Origin of the sequence: Nocardia sp. CA-129566, assembly GCF_050956075.1 — a bacterium.
Taxonomy (GTDB): Bacteria; Actinomycetota; Actinomycetes; order Mycobacteriales; family Mycobacteriaceae; genus Nocardia.
Genome location: NZ_CP192085.1, coordinates 5,326,613 through 5,343,492, shown reverse-complemented (window position 1 = coordinate 5,343,492; position 16,880 = coordinate 5,326,613). Strand labels below are relative to the sequence as shown.

The 16,880-nt window shown below is 67.0% G+C and carries 17 protein-coding genes; 11 read left to right on the top strand and 6 right to left on the bottom strand.

What is annotated here, in order from left to right; translation table 11 throughout:
• Positions 1-4: 4 nt before the first annotated feature.
• Positions 5-1,660, bottom strand: a complete 1,656-nt coding sequence (locus ACQP0C_RS23025) for a hypothetical protein (protein WP_433722953.1) — start codon at positions 1,658-1,660, stop codon at positions 5-7.
• Between the two features lie 195 nt (positions 1,661-1,855).
• On the opposite strand from ACQP0C_RS23025, the gene map reads away from it, so the two are divergent.
• Complete coding sequence (gene map / locus ACQP0C_RS23020) at positions 1,856-2,623, top strand: type I methionyl aminopeptidase (protein WP_433722951.1); 768 nt, start codon at positions 1,856-1,858, stop codon at positions 2,621-2,623.
• 45 nt (positions 2,624-2,668) lie between these two features.
• Here the strand turns inward: map and ACQP0C_RS23015 are convergent, their stop codons facing one another.
• Positions 2,669-3,379: a glyoxalase gene (locus ACQP0C_RS23015; protein ID WP_433722949.1), complete on the bottom strand. Its 711-nt coding sequence runs from the start codon at positions 3,377-3,379 to the stop codon at positions 2,669-2,671.
• Positions 3,380-3,501: 122 nt separating this feature from the next.
• On the opposite strand from ACQP0C_RS23015, the gene ACQP0C_RS23010 reads away from it, so the two are divergent.
• Both ACQP0C_RS23010 and ACQP0C_RS23005 read left to right on the top strand, forming a co-directional pair.
• The gene (locus ACQP0C_RS23010; protein ID WP_433722947.1) at positions 3,502-4,050 is read left to right on the top strand and encodes a PadR family transcriptional regulator; all 549 of its coding nucleotides are present in this window, start codon (positions 3,502-3,504) and stop codon (positions 4,048-4,050) included.
• Between the two features lie 69 nt (positions 4,051-4,119).
• Positions 4,120-4,503: a PPOX class F420-dependent oxidoreductase gene (locus ACQP0C_RS23005; protein ID WP_433722945.1), complete on the top strand. Its 384-nt coding sequence runs from the start codon at positions 4,120-4,122 to the stop codon at positions 4,501-4,503.
• 77 nt (positions 4,504-4,580) lie between these two features.
• On the opposite strand, the gene ACQP0C_RS23000 is transcribed toward ACQP0C_RS23005, so the two are convergent.
• The 3 genes from ACQP0C_RS23000 to ACQP0C_RS22990 all read right to left on the bottom strand — a co-directional run bounded on the left by ACQP0C_RS23000 (position 4,581) and on the right by ACQP0C_RS22990 (position 8,386).
• Positions 4,581-5,978 (bottom strand): metallopeptidase TldD-related protein, encoded by a 1,398-nt coding sequence (locus ACQP0C_RS23000; protein ID WP_433734629.1) that lies wholly within the window; start codon positions 5,976-5,978, stop codon positions 4,581-4,583.
• Positions 5,979-5,986: 8 nt separating this feature from the next.
• Positions 5,987-7,516, bottom strand: coding sequence for a TldD/PmbA family protein (locus ACQP0C_RS22995; RefSeq protein ID WP_433722943.1), 1,530 nt, complete (start codon positions 7,514-7,516; stop codon positions 5,987-5,989).
• Positions 7,517-7,618: 102 nt separating this feature from the next.
• Positions 7,619-8,386: a glucose 1-dehydrogenase gene (locus ACQP0C_RS22990; protein WP_433722941.1), complete on the bottom strand. Its 768-nt coding sequence runs from the start codon at positions 8,384-8,386 to the stop codon at positions 7,619-7,621.
• Between the two features lie 87 nt (positions 8,387-8,473).
• On the opposite strand from ACQP0C_RS22990, the gene ACQP0C_RS22985 reads away from it, so the two are divergent.
• Both ACQP0C_RS22985 and ACQP0C_RS22980 read left to right on the top strand, forming a co-directional pair.
• Positions 8,474-8,809 (top strand): ArsR/SmtB family transcription factor, encoded by a 336-nt coding sequence (locus ACQP0C_RS22985; protein ID WP_433734628.1) that lies wholly within the window; start codon positions 8,474-8,476, stop codon positions 8,807-8,809.
• A 76-nt stretch (positions 8,810-8,885) separates the two neighbouring features.
• The gene (locus ACQP0C_RS22980) at positions 8,886-9,539 is read left to right on the top strand and encodes a TetR/AcrR family transcriptional regulator (RefSeq protein ID WP_433722939.1); all 654 of its coding nucleotides are present in this window, start codon (positions 8,886-8,888) and stop codon (positions 9,537-9,539) included.
• A gap of 4 nt (positions 9,540-9,543) precedes the next feature.
• Here ACQP0C_RS22980 and ACQP0C_RS22975 read toward each other — a convergent pair whose 3' ends face one another.
• Positions 9,544-10,311, bottom strand: a complete 768-nt coding sequence (locus tag ACQP0C_RS22975; RefSeq protein WP_433722937.1) for a TSUP family transporter — start codon at positions 10,309-10,311, stop codon at positions 9,544-9,546.
• Between the two features lie 84 nt (positions 10,312-10,395).
• Here ACQP0C_RS22975 and ACQP0C_RS22970 point away from each other — a divergent pair, with 84 nt between their 5' ends.
• The 6 genes from ACQP0C_RS22970 to lnt all read left to right on the top strand — a co-directional run bounded on the left by ACQP0C_RS22970 (position 10,396) and on the right by lnt (position 16,610).
• The gene (locus ACQP0C_RS22970; protein WP_433722935.1) at positions 10,396-11,574 is read left to right on the top strand and encodes a sensor histidine kinase; all 1,179 of its coding nucleotides are present in this window, start codon (positions 10,396-10,398) and stop codon (positions 11,572-11,574) included.
• Between the two features lie 70 nt (positions 11,575-11,644).
• Positions 11,645-12,304: a response regulator gene (locus ACQP0C_RS22965; RefSeq protein ID WP_433722933.1), complete on the top strand. Its 660-nt coding sequence runs from the start codon at positions 11,645-11,647 to the stop codon at positions 12,302-12,304.
• Positions 12,305-12,388: 84 nt separating this feature from the next.
• Positions 12,389-12,865, top strand: a complete 477-nt coding sequence (locus tag ACQP0C_RS22960; RefSeq protein WP_433722931.1) for an FxsA family protein — start codon at positions 12,389-12,391, stop codon at positions 12,863-12,865.
• A 100-nt stretch (positions 12,866-12,965) separates the two neighbouring features.
• Positions 12,966-13,223, top strand: coding sequence for a hypothetical protein (locus ACQP0C_RS22955; protein ID WP_433722929.1), 258 nt, complete (start codon positions 12,966-12,968; stop codon positions 13,221-13,223).
• 27 nt (positions 13,224-13,250) lie between these two features.
• Positions 13,251-14,843, top strand: coding sequence for an amidohydrolase (locus tag ACQP0C_RS22950; protein WP_433722927.1), 1,593 nt, complete (start codon positions 13,251-13,253; stop codon positions 14,841-14,843).
• A gap of 108 nt (positions 14,844-14,951) precedes the next feature.
• Complete coding sequence (gene lnt, locus ACQP0C_RS22945) at positions 14,952-16,610, top strand: apolipoprotein N-acyltransferase (RefSeq protein ID WP_433722925.1); 1,659 nt, start codon at positions 14,952-14,954, stop codon at positions 16,608-16,610.
• The last annotated feature ends 270 nt before the right edge of the window (positions 16,611-16,880 follow it).

The window sequence follows — 16,880 nt, the reverse complement described above, 5'->3', positions numbered from 1 at the left end:
AAGCTCAACTGTTGAACTTCACCCGGAACGGCCCGCCGACACTGTTGAACAGCAGATCCCCGTTCGGGAAGAACTGGATCAGCGCGTACGCGCCGTTGCCCAGGTTGCTCTGCCCGAAGATGGTGCGGTGCACCGTCTTTCCTGACTGCCAGTCCAGTCCGGTCACCTCCCAGCCGTCGGCCTTGGTGTAGCCGTTGACGAACACGACGCCGGATTTGCTGCTCGCGGTGGGCACCATGCTGGTGGCGACCACATCAGCGCGCGACCACGCCGAGGTCCAGTGGTGGGCGGCCGTATCCCATTGGAACCGTTCGATACCCGATGGGGGCGCGAAGACCGGCCCACCGGCGAGCACGTCTACGAGGCGGTCCATCGCACCCTCGGGTCGGGCATTGTTGACCACGAACGCGCCATAACCGTCCACGACGACCGACTGCTCGCTCTGGATGAACTCGGGCTCCGGATTCAGCCCCGCCGTGACCTGGATCTGGTCGGCGATCCGGTTGGATTTGGTGTCCTGCTTCGGTTGGAATCCTTCGGGAATGGCGTCGCGCCAGAATGCGACCAACTTCATCCGATCGGCCCCGTCGGTGATGACGACGAGCCGGTCGTCCTTGCCGTAGCCCATGAGGGTGGGGGTGGACCCGGTGCCGATGCCGAACTTGACCGCGGGTGGTTGCCGTCCGAAATCGTAGGGCGCCGCCCACGCGCCGTCGGTGGCGTCGGCCGACAGCTTGGATCCGGTCCACACCACCTTGCGCATGATCTTGTCGGAGGCGGCGTAGATGCCGCCCTGCTCGTCCACCGCCATCGCATTGGAGACCACCTCGTCGGCGCCGAAGTGGATCTGCTGTGGTTCACCCTGCAGGCTGCGGTCGAGGATCGACAGGCCGCGGGTGCTCAGTATCGCGAGCTTGCCGTCGTAGGTCATATTCAGTCCGACGATGGACTCGGGCAGGCCGCCGAGTCCCGCGCCGGTGCCGAGCCATGGTTTGAAGTCGAGTGTGCGCAGAATGCGTACGCCCGCCTGGGGATTGTTCGCATTCGTCAGGCCGAAGACGACGATCTCTGCGTTCTGCGTGACGTAGTAGACCCGATTGTCCTTGTCCACCAGGCTGTAGACGCCGTTGGTGAGCCGCGTCCAGTCGACGCCCCAGTCGTTGTGCACGGCGGTTTCCACCTGGCCGATATCGGTGAAGTTCTGGTTGAGTACCTGGTCGAGGGCTTGCGGTGCGATCGGTTTCGTGCCGGGCGCATCGGCGCGGGCGATCTCGTGGAACATGCCATTGCCCACCTGGACGTAGACCACGCCCTGGGTGGAGGAGATCCACATGTAGTCCGGTTCGGTGGCGGCGAGCGTCATGATGTTGACCGGTCCCGAGGTAACCCGCGCCTGTTGTTTCGGGTCGATATGGAACTCGCCCTGTGGCGTTTGGTACGGGAAGGTGTCGGACTGGCCGGGATCTATATGGGTGAGTCCGTAGGTCGCGGCGGCCAGATAGGGATTGCGGGCGGGCCCGGACACGGTGCCCGACTGGTTCTGGCTCGTCGAGGATTCGCGGCCACAAGCGGGGGTCGCGAGAGCGAGGGCCAGCGCGATGGCGAGCGCTAGAGCCTTGCGGCGCGCGGTTGTGTTGGTTCGCTCGCTGCGCTCGCTCATGGTGGCTCCTCTACGCTCGCTGTCGGGCAGTCGATCGGTGGAACACGTGCCGCGGATGGGCGGCGAACAATGAAAAAAACCAGTGCTCATTCGCGTTCGCGAACATAACACATCGCCTGGTCACGCAGGGTGAATGGTATTTTTATACCGGCCGCCGCTATGCTCGGTATAAAAATACCGAGATGGAGGTCGGACATGGTGGAGTTGAAGTCGGCGGAAGAGATCGAACGCATGCGGGTGGCAGGGCGCTTCGTCGCCCAGATCCTGGCGGAACTGCGCGAGCGGGCCGGAGTCGGGGTGAACCTGCTGGAGCTGGAAGCCCATGTGCGGGAACGGATTCACGAACGCGGTGCGGTGTCGTGCTACTGGGACTACGCGCCGTCCTTTGGGCGCGGGCCGTTCCGCAACACCGTCTGCCTTTCGGTGAACGACGCCGTCCTGCACGGTCTTCCGTTCGATTACGCGCTGCGCGACGGGGATGTGCTGACCATGGACCTAGCGCTCGGTATCGACGGGTGGGTAGCCGACTCGGCCACGACAATGATCGTCGGCACCGCCGACCCGGAAGATCTGCGACTGATCAAGGCGACCGAAGACGCACTGGCCGCCGCCATCACGGTGGCATTGCCCGGCAACCGGATCGGCGATATCTCCGCCGCCATCGCGGAGGTCGCGCGGGCGAACGGCTATCCGGTGAACACCGAATTCGGCGGGCACGGACTCGGGCGCACGATGCACGAGGATCCGCATGTGTCCAATGTGGGCCGCGCCGGTCGCGGGTTCCCGCTGCGACCCGGTTTGACCATTGCCATCGAGCCCTGGTTTGCGCGCACGACCGACCGTATCTATACCGATCCGGATGGCTGGACCATTCGCTCAGCCGATGGTTCGCGGACCGCGCACTCCGAACATACGGTCGCGATCACCGAGGATGGACCGCAAGTGCTTACCGCGGCCGCGTGAGATCGACCACCGGAAGGTGTGATCCAGGCTGAAACCGGTTGCCGATCAATCGGTTTCGGCCAGCCAGTCGGCCAGGTCGGTGGCGGCGCTCAGGTCCGCCGCCACGGCGGCGCGCTCGGTATCCGACAGCGCTATTGCTCTGAGTTCGGCTCGTGCCGTCGCGGCCCGCTCGGCATTGCCGGTGGCAACGGCCAATTCGGCGAGTGCCGCAAGCGCTCGAGCCTTGTCGAGGGGCGATGCCTGCGCGCCGAACCGGCCGAGGCCGACCTCGAGCACTCGGATCGCGGTCGCGTCATCGTTCTTGAAATCGCGCAGGATGCGCGCGTTGTCCACAACCCGTGCCAGCCCGTCGAGTTTGCGGGAGCCGCTGTACTCGACTTCCTCGGGTTCGTCGCGCTGGATGTAGATGATGGTGTTGCCGACCGGGTCGACCACGCTGAATCGGCTTTGGCCCGGACGGAATCTGGTGATGCGTGGGCTGCCTTTCGCGGGGACCTTCCCGTAGCGCTTGCGCAGTGCGGCGGTGAATGCGCGATGCCGCTCGGCGACATCGTCGAGCATTATCAGGCAGCCGACCTGTTCGGCAGGGAGTTCGGTGCCAGCGGGCGCGGCGGCGAAATGGACCGCGCAGCCATTGGCCTGCACCGCGCCGTAGGCGTAGGGCCGGGTCTGTTCATGGGTGACCGTGTATCCGAGGGTTCGGTAGAAGTCGAGAGTTTCGGTCAGATCGCCGCTCCAGAGCACCGGAACCGCCATATCGCCCATCATCGCGTACCTCGATCGCAGTAATCAATTTTGACTACCAGAGGTTAGGGCGGTGAAACGGCGGAAGTCAAATTTGAGTAGCATGGCCATTCCGTGAGAAAAGGGAGTCCGGAATGTCGGCGGTGCGTCTGCTCGTCCTCGGCGTGATGCGGTTGCGTCAGCCCACCTACGGCTACGCGGTGCGCCGCGAACTGCTGTCCTGGCGTGCCGAAACCTGGACGAATGTGAAACCTGGATCGATCTACCACGCGCTCAAACAGTTGACGCAAGAAGGCAAGTTGAGTGCGTTCGGCACAGAGGGCAGCACCGAGGGGCCCGGCCGCACCCTGTTCGAACTGACCGAGGCCGGGGAGGCGGAGTTTCGCAGACTCATGGACGAGGCGCTGGTCAGCGTCGATATGGAGGAACTCGGTGCGGGCATCGCATTCATGGATGCGCTGCCCCGCGCGCACGTCATCGAGAAACTGCATGAACAACGCCGCAATGCCGCCGCGGTCCGCGACGACCTGCTCGCCATGGTCCCGAAGTTCCCCGGCCGCTACGAACCGCCCCATGCGACCGATCTGCTCGAGCTGTGGAGCGGGGTTTTCGACAATCTGTCGCACTGGACCGGCGGTGTGCTCGAACGCCTGGAAGCGGGCGAATACCGAATGTCGGACTGACGGGCGCGGTGCGCGTCTGCGGCTCGAGCGTGCCGCGCCCGCTGACCCGATCCCCGATAGGCTGCCCATATGACGAACACGCTGGATGCGATCGCCAAGGCCGATTACGTGTTGTTGACGACCTTCCGCAAGGACGGCACGCCGGTCGGCACCGCCGTCTGGGCTGCCGAAGACGACGGCAAGCTGTACGTATGGACCGAGACCAACAGTTGGAAGGTCAAGCGGCTGCGCAACAATCCGGCCGTCACCCTGCAGCCGTGCAATCCGTCGGGCAAGCCGCGCGGTGAGGTCATCGAGGGCACCGGTCGAGTGCTCGATGCCGAAGAGACCCAGCACGTCCGCAAGCTGATCAAGCGGAAGTACTGGCTGCTCGGCCCGATCCTGGTGAACGCGAGCATCATTCGCCGGGGCAAGTCCGGAACCATCGGCCTCGAGATCACCCCCGCCGCGTAACCGCCCACGCCACGTAGTCGCCCCGCCACTTGATCAGCCGCGCCGGGCTCGCCGCAGTGAGCCCGGCACCGGCCGGATCAGGTCGCCTGGCTCACCGAGGACATGTGGAAATCCGGAATTCGCAAGGGCGGCATAGCGGTTCGGGTGAACCAGTCCTTCCATTCGCGGGGCAGGGTGGTTTCGGTGGCCCCCGCCTCGGTGGTGCGGCGCAGTAGGTCGATCGGGCTCTCGTTGAAGCGGAAGTTGTTGACGGCGGCGGTGACCTCGCCGTTCTCCACGAGGTAGACGCCGTCACGGGTGAGGCCGGTGAGCAGCAGCGTGGCCGGATCGACCTCGCGGATGTACCAGAGCGTGGTGAGCAGCAGGCCGCGTTCGGTATTGCCGATCATCGTGTCCAGCGTCGCGCCGGAGCCGCCGGTCAGCAGCAGATTCCCACCGGGAACCGTGGTGGGGGCATCGAATTCGGCGGCGGTGGCGCGCGGGTAGACCAGGGATTCGATGACGCCATCGCGCAGCCAGTCCACCCGCTGGGCGGTCAGGCCATTGTCGAAGACCGACAGTGATTCCGAGGACGATGACGTCGCGACGAACGGACGGTACTCGAGTCCGCTGGCGGCGGGATCGGAATAGAGCGTCAGCGGGATCTCGCTGAGCCGCTCGCCGATTCGGGTGCCGCCCGCCTTGGCGAAGGCGCTGTGTCCCTCGTGTGCGCCACGGCCCTCCATGGTCCAGGCCATGTAGATCATCAGATCCGCGACCGCTGAGGGCGGCAGCAGGGTTTCGTAACGTCCGGCGGGCAACTCGACCCGCCGCTTGGACCAGTCCAATCGCCGCGACAGCTCGCTCAGCAGGCCGGGTATATCGACATCGGTGAAGTTCGCGGTCCCGACACCGACCCACGCACTGGCCAGATCCGCACCCTCGCCGCGCTTTCCATTGATCTCCACCGAACCGGTGGGCTGGACGAACCGGCGGCGAACGCCGGTCGAGGTGCCGAGCCAGGTGGTGTGCACTTGGTGGTGGGCGAATCCGTAGAGGCGGTCAGCGCCGTCGAATCCGCCCGCCAGATCGCGCGCCACCTCGGTGAAGACCTCGATACCGGTGCTGCCCGGCGCGGATGCCCAATCGGCGGTATCGTCGCCGCCCGGCAGGCCGTCGGCATCCGGTGTCAACAGCGGCATCGCGTCCTTGGCGGGTTCGGCGGTGCGGGCCGCCGCCTCGCTGGCGTGGACCACGGCCTCGATATCGTCGGGGTCGACGCTGGTGGAGCTGACACTGCCGACGCGCGCGGCGTTCGGGCCGTCCCGGAATATCGAGATGACCGACCATTCCCGCGAAATCGAGGAGCCATTGGTGGTCATCGAGTTGCCCGCCCAGCGCAGCGACGCCTCGTGCGCGTCGGTGACGATCACCATCGCCTCGTCCGCGTGCGAGAGCGCCAGTGCCTGCTCGACCACCGCGCCCGCGGGCATCATGCGCTCCGTCACTGACCTGCCTCCGTCCGGGTGTTGAGAATGTTGATGCCGCGCACCAAGATCGACGGGCAGCCGTGGCTGACCGCAGCGACCTGGCCGGGTTGGGCCTTACCGCAGTTGAACGCGCCGCCGAGGCGCCAGGTGGACGGACCGCCGACCGCCTCCATCGCACCCCAGAAGTCGGTGGTGGTGGCCTGGTAGGCGACATCGCGCAGCTGGCCGTCGAGTTCGCCGTCGCGAATGCGGAAGAACCGCTGGCCGGTGAACTGGAAGTTGTAGCGCTGCATATCGATCGACCACGACTTGTCGCCGACGATGTAGATGCCGTTTTCGACCCGGGAGATGAGTTCGGCCGTGCTGGTGTCGTTTTCGGGGTCCGGCTGCAATGAGACATTGGCCATGCGCTGGATCGGCACATGGTGCGGGGAGTCCGCGTAGGAGCAGCCGTTGGAGCGTGCCAGGCCCAGGCGCGGGGCGAATACGCGGTCGAGTTGGTAGCCGACCAGCACACCGTCGCGCACCAGATCCCAGCGCTGTCCGGCGACGCCGTCGTCGTCGTAGCCGACCGAGGCCAGACCGTGCACCTCGGTGCGATCACCGGTGACGTGCATGATCGGCGTCCCGTACCGGAGTGTGCCGAGCTGGTCCGGGGTCGCGAACGAGGTACCCGCATAGGCGGATTCGTAACCGATGGCCCGATCGTATTCGGTGGCGTGGCCGATGGATTCGTGGATGGTCAGCCACAGGTTGGTCGGGTCGATCACCAGGTCGGTGGGGCCCGCCTCGACGCTGGGCGCCTTCACCTTCTCCGCGAGCCACCCGGGGATCTGCGCGAGTTCTTCGTTCCAGTTCCAGATTCCGTCCGCGCCGGTGACGTACTCCCACCCGCGCCCGGCCGGGGCGGCCAGGGTGCGCATGGTCTCGAAAACACCCGCCGCGGAATCCACGGTGGTCGCCTCGAGCTGCGGGTGCAGGCGCACTCGCTGCTGGGTGATCACGGAGCCGGCGGTATCGGCGTAGAAGGTCTGCTCCTTGACCTGCAGCACCGAGGCGGTGACATGGTCGACGCCGTCGGCGGCGGACAGGCGGCCCGAATAGTCCTGCAGCAGTGCGACCTTGTCGGCGGTCGGCACCGTGAACGGATCCACCGCATAGGCCGAGACCCAGTGCGCATTGTCGTAGCGCGGTTCGTCGGCGAGTTCGACACGCTCGCGGTTGAGGGCGCGCAGCGTCGTCGCAACGGTGACCGCCCGGCGCGCCACCTCGGCTGCGGTATCCGGGGTGAGCGCGGCATGCGAGGCGAAACCCCAGGTCCCGTCGACGATCACGCGCACGGCGAAGCCGAGGTCGGTGGCATTGCTGATCGCCTCGACCCGGCCGTCGCGCAATCGGATCGACTGGGTGACCAGCCGATGCACCCGCAGATCCGCATGTTCGGCACCCGCCGCGCGCGCCGCGGACAGGGCGGCGTCGGCCAGCGCGTGCAGCGGTAACGCAAGGAACTCGGCGTCCACATCTTTGGAAGTCGCGATGCTCACCCGACCAAACCTAGTCGCTCCGGCGGGCGAGCGCCGCTCCCTGCGCACTGACGCACACCATATCGCTGCCACGCCGCACGAAATGCCCAGCGGCGCCGTGGCTTACACCATGGCCGCAGGCGTGGCGGCGACGAGGCCACCGTCGACGAGCAGGTCCTGTCCATTGACGTATGACGCCTCATCGGAGGCGAGGAAGGCCACCGCGGCGGCGACGTCCTCGGAGGTGCCGATGCGGCCCGCGGCCACCGATGCCACCGCGGCGGCCTGGACCTGCGCCGAAGCCTCGGCGTAGAACGCCGGTGTCGCGGTATAGCCCGGGCTCACGGAATTGACCCGAATTCCCCGTGGCGCCAGTTCGGCCGCCAGCGTGCGCGCCAGGTTGTGCACGGCCGCCTTGGTCGCCGAGTACAGGGCCGCGCCGGGCCCGCCGCGATGCAGTGCGAACGATGCGTTGATCACGATCGCGGCACCATCGGTCAGCAGCGGCAGGGACTTCTGGATGGTGAAATACGCGGCTTTGAAGTTGATATCGACGACGCGGTAGAACTCGGCCTCGGTGACCTCGGTCAGCGGCTGGAACGCGCCGACGCCCGCATTGGCGAACACCACATCCAGCCGTCCGAATCGGTCCTGGATCGCGGCCGTGAGCGCGTCGAGATCGGCCAGATCTGCGACGTCGCCCGGCACCGCGAGGACGCGGTCCCCGCTGTTGAGCTCCTCGACGGCGGCGTCTAGCCGGGTCTTATCGCGCCCGGTGATGACCACCCGCGCGCCCTCGTCGAGCAACCTGCGCGCGGTGGCCAGGCCCATACCGCTGGTGCCGCCGGTGATCAGCGCGATCTTGTCGTCGAATCGGGAATTGCTCGGCATGACACGACCTCTCATACAGTTGGATTGTTCAAATACTTACGTACAGTTCGACTGTATGTCAACAATCGAGCTATTCTGGTCCGTGTGATGACGGCACACCCCGAGCGGGATCGGATCCAGTTGGCGAATGTTTTTGCCGCCCTGGGGAACCCATTGCGACTGCAGATCGTCCGGGTGCTCGCCGACGGGGCCGAGCACACCTGCGGCTCGATCGTGGACGGTGTGCCCAAGTCGAATCTGACCCATCACTATCGGGTGCTGCGCGACGCCGGGATCATCTGGCAGCGACCGTCCGGTCGCGAGACGCTGCAGTCGTTGCGTCGCGACGATCTCGACGCCCGCTTTCCCGGCCTACTGGACTCGGTGATCGACGCGGCACGCCGCGATATCGCCGCGGACCAGCCCGGGGCGAGTCGGATTTGATCACGGTTCGGCCGCGCGGCGCGCGCGAAAGTGGTGCTTACCGTACCCAAGTCGCGTTATGCCGTACTGTGCCCGCGTGCCGCCATCCGCCCTCCGCGACCGCAAACGCGAACGTACCCGCCGTGCCCTCCTCCAGGCAGCCGTCGAACTTTTCGAGGGCAGAGGTTATGAGGAGACCACGGTGGCCGACATCGCCGCCGCCGCGGACGTGGGTACCCGAACGTTCTTCAACTACTTCGCCAGCAAGGAAGAATTGCTGTTTCCGGCGCAGGACGAACGGGTGCGCGCCGCGGTCGCGGCGATCGCCAGCCGTCGGCCCGGTGAGCGGCCGGTGGAGGTGCTGCTGCGGGCATTGCGGGCGGCCGGTGACAATCCGGGCGAGCACCTGGTCGACGATCTGAACGCGCGCATAGCCGCACTGCGCGCACAGGTTTCGCGCACGGTGCCCGCGGTGAGCGGACGTGCCGCGCACGCGCAGTTGGTGGCGCAGCGCGAGATCGCGCGCCAGTTGCATACGGCGTTTCCGGCCGAACTGGACGAGGTCGGCGCGGCCGCCCTGGTCGGTGCCGTGGTCGGCGCGGTATCCGGTGCGCTGACGGTGCTGTTCCAGAGTCCGGTGGCCGGAGTCGACGGTGAGCGACTGCATCGCCAGATCCACGAAACCACCTCGCGTGTGCTGCAGCCCTGGCTCGCGTCGAGTACCAAGATGCAGGTCGGACCCATGCATTGAGCGATCAGCCGAATTGCTGCCACCCCAAACGAATCACCATCCCGACGACCACCACCAGCAGCACGACCCGCACGAACCGCGCGCCATTGCGTAATGCCATGTGCGAGCCGAGAATCGCGCCCGCCACATTGCCGACCGCCATGGCCGCGCCGAGCGCGAACATGATGTGACCGGTGACGCCGAAGAAGATCAGCGCGCCGAAATTGGATCCGCAGTTGATCACCTTCGCCATCGCGGCCGCGCGCACGAATTCGGTGCCGAGCAGGGTGGCGAAGGTGATGATCAGGAAGGTGCCGGTGCCAGGGCCGAGCAGTCCGTCATAGAAGCCGATCAGCCCGGCGGCCATGGCGATCACGAGGACGACCTTGCGTCGCGTCGGCGGGTGCGTCGCCATGGTGATACCGATCGACGGGCGCAGCGTGACGAAGACGGCGACCCCGACCAGCACCACCATCACGATCGGGATGAACAGGTCACGGTCGATGAGCGATACCGCGGCCGCACCGGTCGCGGCGGTGCCCGCCGCAATCGCGGCCGCGGGCAGCAGCGTTCGCCATTGCATCGGGACCTTCCGCGCGAACGTCATGACCGATGCGGTGGTGCCCGAGACCGCGGCGAGTTTGTTGGTGCCGAGCGCGGTCTGCGGGGCGATGCCCGGCGCCACGAGGAACAGTGTCGGCAGGATGATCAATCCGCCGCCGCCGACCACCGCGTCCACCCAGCCTGCCGCGGTCGCGGCCGTCAATAAGGCCGCCCAGTCTGCGAAATCCACCCGGTCAGCCAACCAGACGGTTGGGTTCCGCGCCGGCGGCGGGTGCGGCCACTGCCGGTCCGGATCACACCTAGGCTGATGTCCGTGCGCCGGTTCAGTCTGTGGCTTCGCGGCAAGCCCCTCATCGCGGATTCGATCCTGGCCGCCGCGCTCATGCTGCTCGAGGTGCTCGGGGTCGGCAACTCCGATAGCAAGCTGGCCTATCTGGGAATCGGTGTACTGCTGCCGGGACCGCTGGCATTTCGGCGGCTGTACCCGCGCGCGATGGCCGCGGCGATGCTCGGACTCTCGATCGCATCGACGCTGGTGAGCTACGCGTCCGAGGACAAGGCCGACCATATCGGACTGCTCGGGCTCGGCATCATGCTCTATACCCTGGTCGCCTACGTCGGCCGCAAGGAAGCGCTGTGGTATGCGCTCGGATTGGTCGCCGACGGCACCATCTCATTGCTGCTGCTGCACAAGCCATCCGGTTCGGACCTGATCTTCATCGCGATGTTCTACGCGCTGTGCTGGACACTGGCCGAATTCATCGGCGCGCGTCACGCCTACGACCAGGAGGTGGCGGCACGGCTGGCGGTCGCCGATTACGACCGGGAACGCCGCGCACACGATGCCGTGGCCGCCGAACGCACCCGCATCGCCCGCGAACTGCACGATGTCGTCGCGCACGCGGTCAGCGTGATCATCGTCCAAGCCGACGGTGCGAAGTACACGCTGCGGCGCGATCCGGACGCCGCCGAACGCGCGCTGGCCACCATCGCGGGCACCGGCCGGGAGGCACTGCGCGAACTGCGCAGGACCGTCGCACTGCTGCGTATCGAACACGCACCGGATCAGTTGCCGCAGCACGGAACCGCCGGGCTGGCCAAGGTGGTCGAGATGATGCGCGACACCGGCCTGGCCGTGGAACTGGAAATGACCGGCGAACTCGACGACATCAACCCCGAGGTGAGTCTCGGCATGCACCGCATCGTCCAGGAATCGCTGACCAATACGCTCCGGCACGCGGGCTCGCATCCGAAGGCATGGGTGCGCGTGCAGCGCCGCGCGACCGACGTCGTCATCGAGGTCACCGACACCGGCGGGGTGCCGGTGCGGGCACAGGCCGCGAACCCGATCGAGGGCGGCGGCATGGGATTGGTCGGCATGCGCGAACGCATCGCCGTCCTCGGCGGCACGCTGGAGGCGGGGCGCACATCCGATGGCGCATGGCGGGTGTACGCGACCATTCCATTGCTGCGTGGCAACGAAACCTGTTAGCCGAGATGTCGTTTCGACCTCGCGCGCACGGTATCGAAAACGCGCTGGACGGTGCCGATAGATTAGGGACGTGCCGATTACCGTTCTCGTTGTCGACGACCAGGAACTCATGCGTATGGGATTGAAGATGGTGCTCGGCGCGCATCCGGATATCGAGGTGATCGGGGAGGCCGAGAACGGTGCCACCGCTATTACGCGGGCCAAGGAGTTGCGCCCGGATGTGGTGCTGATGGATGTGCGGATGCCAGTGGTCGACGGTGTCGCCGCGACACAGCGCATCGTCGAGGCGGGCGACGGCTGCAAGGTCCTGGTGATGACAACCTTCGATCTCGACGAACACGCACTCGGCGCGCTACGGGCCGGGGCGAGCGGATTCCTGCTGAAGGACACACCGCCCGAGGATCTGGTCTCGGCGATTCGGAGCGTTGCCGCCGGTGATGCGGTGGTGTCGCCCAAGGTGACCAAGCGACTGCTGGACCGGCTCATCGCCGATGATCCCGGCGGTATGCGGGATCCGGTGGTGCTCGAGGTATTGACCGCGCGCGAGCGCGAGGTGCTCGAGCAGATCGCCGCGGGGCGGTCCAATGCCGAGATCGCGGAGCAGTTGTATCTGTCCGAGGCGACCGTCAAGACGCACGTTGGCCGGGTACTGACGAAACTCGGTCTGCGCGACCGGGTTCAGGCGGTGGTGCTGGCCTACGAGACCGGGCTGGTTCGACCCGGCGGGTGAGATCTCAGCGAGCTATCAGGCTGGTTCGGGAGAAAAATCCGACCGCACGACGTTGAACCGGGTAGATCGTCCGAAAGGATCGCCATGCCCGCCATACTGTTCGTGCTCTACGTCATCGTGGAGATCGCCGCGCTGATCGGCGTCGGCCATCTCATCGGTGTAATGCCCACCATCCTGCTGCTGATCGCCGGATCCGCCGCGGGCATGCTGCTCATCGGCGCACAGGGCCGTCGCGTCTTCGAACAGTTCCGCCGCGCCGGTCGCGGGGAAATCAATCCGGGCACCGCGGTCGCAGATGGCGCGCTCGTCGCCGCTGGCGGATTCCTGATGTTCATCCCGGGCCTGGTCACCTCGTTCTTCGGGCTGCTTCTGCTGCTGCCGCCGACCCGCTTCCTGGTCCGTCCGCTGGTCGCGGCCTTCGCCGCGCGGCGGTTCAGCCGTCTGGCGGCCGCGATGCCCTATCGCGGCGTGGTCATCGATGGTGACGATGTGGTCGACGGTGTCGTGGTCACCGAGTGGTACGACGACCCGCGCCCGTCGACCCGACCCGCCCTGCCGTAGCAGTTGATCGCAGACCGATCGGGACCCTCGCGCATAAACCGTGCGAATTCTCACGGCCGTGCCCATTTCGTACGACGCCGCAAAGGACTAGGGTGGCCGGATGGCGACCGAAGAGCTCACCGTCACGGTGAGTGAGGAGCTGGCGGCGGCGGCCAGGCAGGCCGCAGCCGCTGCGGGACAGTCGATTTCCGGTTTCACGGCAGCGGCGCTGCGGCTGGAACTGATCGCGGTGGAGGCGGGCATGCGGGCCGCACCCGATCGCTGCGGAGCACCGCCGAGATATGCGGAGGTCATGGCGGTGCTGGCACAACCGGCGGACGTATCCCCGGCAACGCGGCTGTCCGACTCGAAGGACTGAAACGCCCATACGGCAGACTGGTCTCTCGTGAGTACCCAGTTGCTGATCGGCGGTCGTTTCTACAGCTCGAGTTCACCCGACGCGACGGCAATGGCCGTGACCGACGGCACCGTGGTGTGGCTGGGCGCCGAACAACCGGGACGCGCGCTGCATCCGGACGCGGAGATCATCGACTTGGCCGGGGCTTTCGTCGCGCCCGCGTTCGTCGATCCGCACGTCCATGTGACGGCGCTGGGGTTGAAGCTCACCGGACTCGATCTGTCGGCAGCGCGGTCGCTCGCGCACTGCCTGGAGCTGTTGCGCGCGTTCGCGGTGGCCCATCCCGATGGCGCGATCCTCGGCGACGGCTGGGATGAGACCGGATGGCCGGAGGGGCGGCCGCCGACGATCGAGGAGATCGATGCGGCGGTGCGGCCGGGCCGACAGGTGTACCTGTCGCGGGTGGACGCGCATTCGGCGGTGGTTTCCTCGGCACTGCTGAACGCAGCGGTCACTGCTGCGGACGGGTTCACCCGTGGTGAGCCGCTGCGTGCCGCGGCACACCATCTGGTGCGCGCCGAAGTTCTGGCGGGATCGGATCGCGCACAACGGGATCGGGCCCGCAAGGCGGCACTGGACGCAGCGGCCGCACGCGGCGTCGTCGCGGTGCACGAATGCGGCGGACCGGAGATCGCCGGGCGCACCGATATTCGTGAACTGCTCGAATTCGAGCACGGCGTCGAGGTGCGGGCCTATTGGGGTCAGGCCGTGCGCACCGCGGACGAGGCGCGGGCGCTGGTCGCCGAACTCGGGGTGCACGCGTTGGGGGGCGATCTGTTCGTCGACGGATCGATCGGCTCGCACAGCGCGCGGCTGCGCGCACCCTACGCCGATGACGGTGGAACCGGCCTCGGCTATCTCGATGCCGATACGATTGCCACGCATGTGCGCGCCTGCACCGAGGCGGGCATCCAGGCCGGGTTCCACGTCATCGGCGATGCCGCGATGGACGAGGTCATCGCAGGTTTCGGACAGGTCGTCGACGCACTCGGCGGGCCGGCCGTCGCGGCGCGCGGACACCGCGTCGAACATGCCGAGATGATCGACGCCGACCAGATCGCCCAACTCGGTGCCTGGGGTGTAATCGCCAGTGTCCAACCGGGTTTCGACGCGACCTGGGGCGGTCCCGACGGTATGTACGCCACCCGCCTCGGCCCCGAGCGCGCCGCCGCTCTCAATCCCTTCGCGGGAATGGCCGCCGCGGGTATTGCCCTGGCCATCGGCTCGGACGCCCCCGTCACCGCCCTCGACCCCTGGGCCGCGATCCGCGCTGCGGTCCACCATCGCACCCCCGGCCACGGCCTCTCACCCCGTGCCGCCTTCGCCGCCGCCACGCGGGGCGCCTGGCGTGCCGGTGGCATCCGCGATGGCCTGGCGGGCACGCTGGTCCCGGGAGCCCCCGCCTCCTACGCGATCTGGGACGCCGACGACCTCGTCGTCGCCGCAGCCGCCGACACCGTCCAACGCTGGTCCACCGACCCTCGCTCTCGGGTCCCCGGCCTCCCCCCACTCGACCCGGATGCGAAGCTGCCCACCTGCCTGCGCACCGTGCACCGCGGAGTGACCATCCATGAGGCCTGAAGCGTCCCGGATTCCCGGCCTACCCTCGCAGTCCTGGCGGGGCGAGGCCGAATTCATGCCGAAAGCGCCGAAAATGGACCTATTCGGGCGAGCGGTCGGGGAGCACCGATGACCGACGGTTCAACCGCGACGGCGCTTACCCGGATAGCCGCCGCGCTCGATCGTCATCCGGTGCTGAGTCGCGTCGTGGCGGCGGTGATCGCCGGGTTGCTGATCTTCGGGAGTTTTCCGCCGCGGCCGCTGTGGTTCCTCGCGCCGATCGGAATCGCGGTATTGACGCTGACCGTGCGTGGCGCCGGGCGGCTGCGGAGTGGATTCGGATACGGCATGCTGGCCGGGCTCGGATTCTTCGTGCCGCTGCTGCCGTGGACCGGGATCTATGTGGGGCCGGTGCCGTGGCTCGCGCTGTCGACGGTGTGTTCCTTATATATAGGACTTTTCGGGCTAGTGGCTGGGTTGCTGTTCGCGCTGCCGGGGTGGCCGCTGTGGGTGGCGCTGGCCTGGACGGCTACCGAGTGGCTGCGGTCGAGTTTTCCGTTCGGCGGATTCCCGTGGGGACGGCTGGCGTTCGGACAGGCCGACGGGTGGTACCTGTCGCTCGCCATGGTGGGCGGTGCGCCGCTCATCGGATTCGCGGTGGCGCTCACCGGAACCGCGGCGGCGGCACTGCTCGTACGCCTGTGGGTCCGGATGACGGCCGCGTCGACGACGGGCGGAAAATCCGGTGGTCCCGTCACCGGGACGCGCCTCGGAGTCATAGCCGCGGCAGCGACTCTGGCTGTCATCCCGATGACCGGGGTGATCCTGCGGGCGGCGCTGCCCGGCCCGGAGGAGGGCGACCGGACGATCACCGTCGCCGCCATCCAGGGCAGCGTGCCGCGGCTCGGTTTGGATTTCAATGCGCAGCGGCGCGCCGTGCTGGACAACCATGTCCGGCGCACCGAGGAATTGGCTCGCGACGTCGCGCAGGGCCGGGTCCGCAAGCCCGATGTGGTGATCTGGCCGGAGAACTCCTCCGATATCGATCCGCTGCGCAATGCCGACGCGGCCGCCGAGATCACCGCGGCCTCCGAGCATATCGGCGCGCCCATACTCGTCGGCGCGGTACTGGTGAACGGTGATCGCACGACGACGAACTCGGTGATCGTCTGGAATGGTGCAGTCGGGCCGGGGGAGCGCCACGACAAGAAGATCATCCAGCCGTTCGGCGAATACCTGCCCATGCGCGGCTTCTTCCGGCTGTTCTCCGAATACGCCGACCGCGCAGGATACTTCGTGCCGGGCGACGGCGACGGCACGGTCCACGCGGACGGCATCGACATCGGCGTCGCCACCTGCTACGAGGTCGCCTTCGACCGCGCCTTCCGCGACTCCATGCACGCGGGCGCGCAACTGCTGACCGTACCCACCAATAACGCAACCTTCGGCGACAGCGAGATGACCTACCAGCAGCTGGCCATGTCCCGGGTCCGCGCCGTCGAACACGGCCGTGCCCTGGTGGTCGCCGCCACCTCGGGCGTCAGTGCCATCATCACCGCGGACGGCGCGGTCCAGCAGCAGACCCCGAAATTCGTGCCCGCCGCACTGGTCGCCGAACTGCCGCTGCGCAGCACCACAACACTCGCGACCCGATTCGGCGCCGCTCCGGAGCTGTTGTCGGTTATCCTGACCGCTGCTGCTGTAGTGGTAGCAGCTATTCGTCAGCTAAATGCACGTGGCAGTAACCCGACCGACCGGGACGCCATCACGGACCAGCCGGTCGGTTGAGCACATCGGATCTGCTGAACACGGCGAACGAGTATTCCCTCTGACCGAACAATCGGTTTGTTCCGGGGCTGGTGTTACCGACGGTCGGCAAGCCCTGGGCGCTAGTCAGCCGTTTGCTGAGCCGTAACTAATGCCGTGGCGTGTCGCGATTCACGCCTCCCCTCTCTCGTTCTACCGCATAGGCCCAGCAAAAAGCTATATTTGCGGAGAAGTAGCTCGCGCAAGTGTGCTGCCGCGAACGGCGTTGGAAGTGACACAAATCCGCAACGC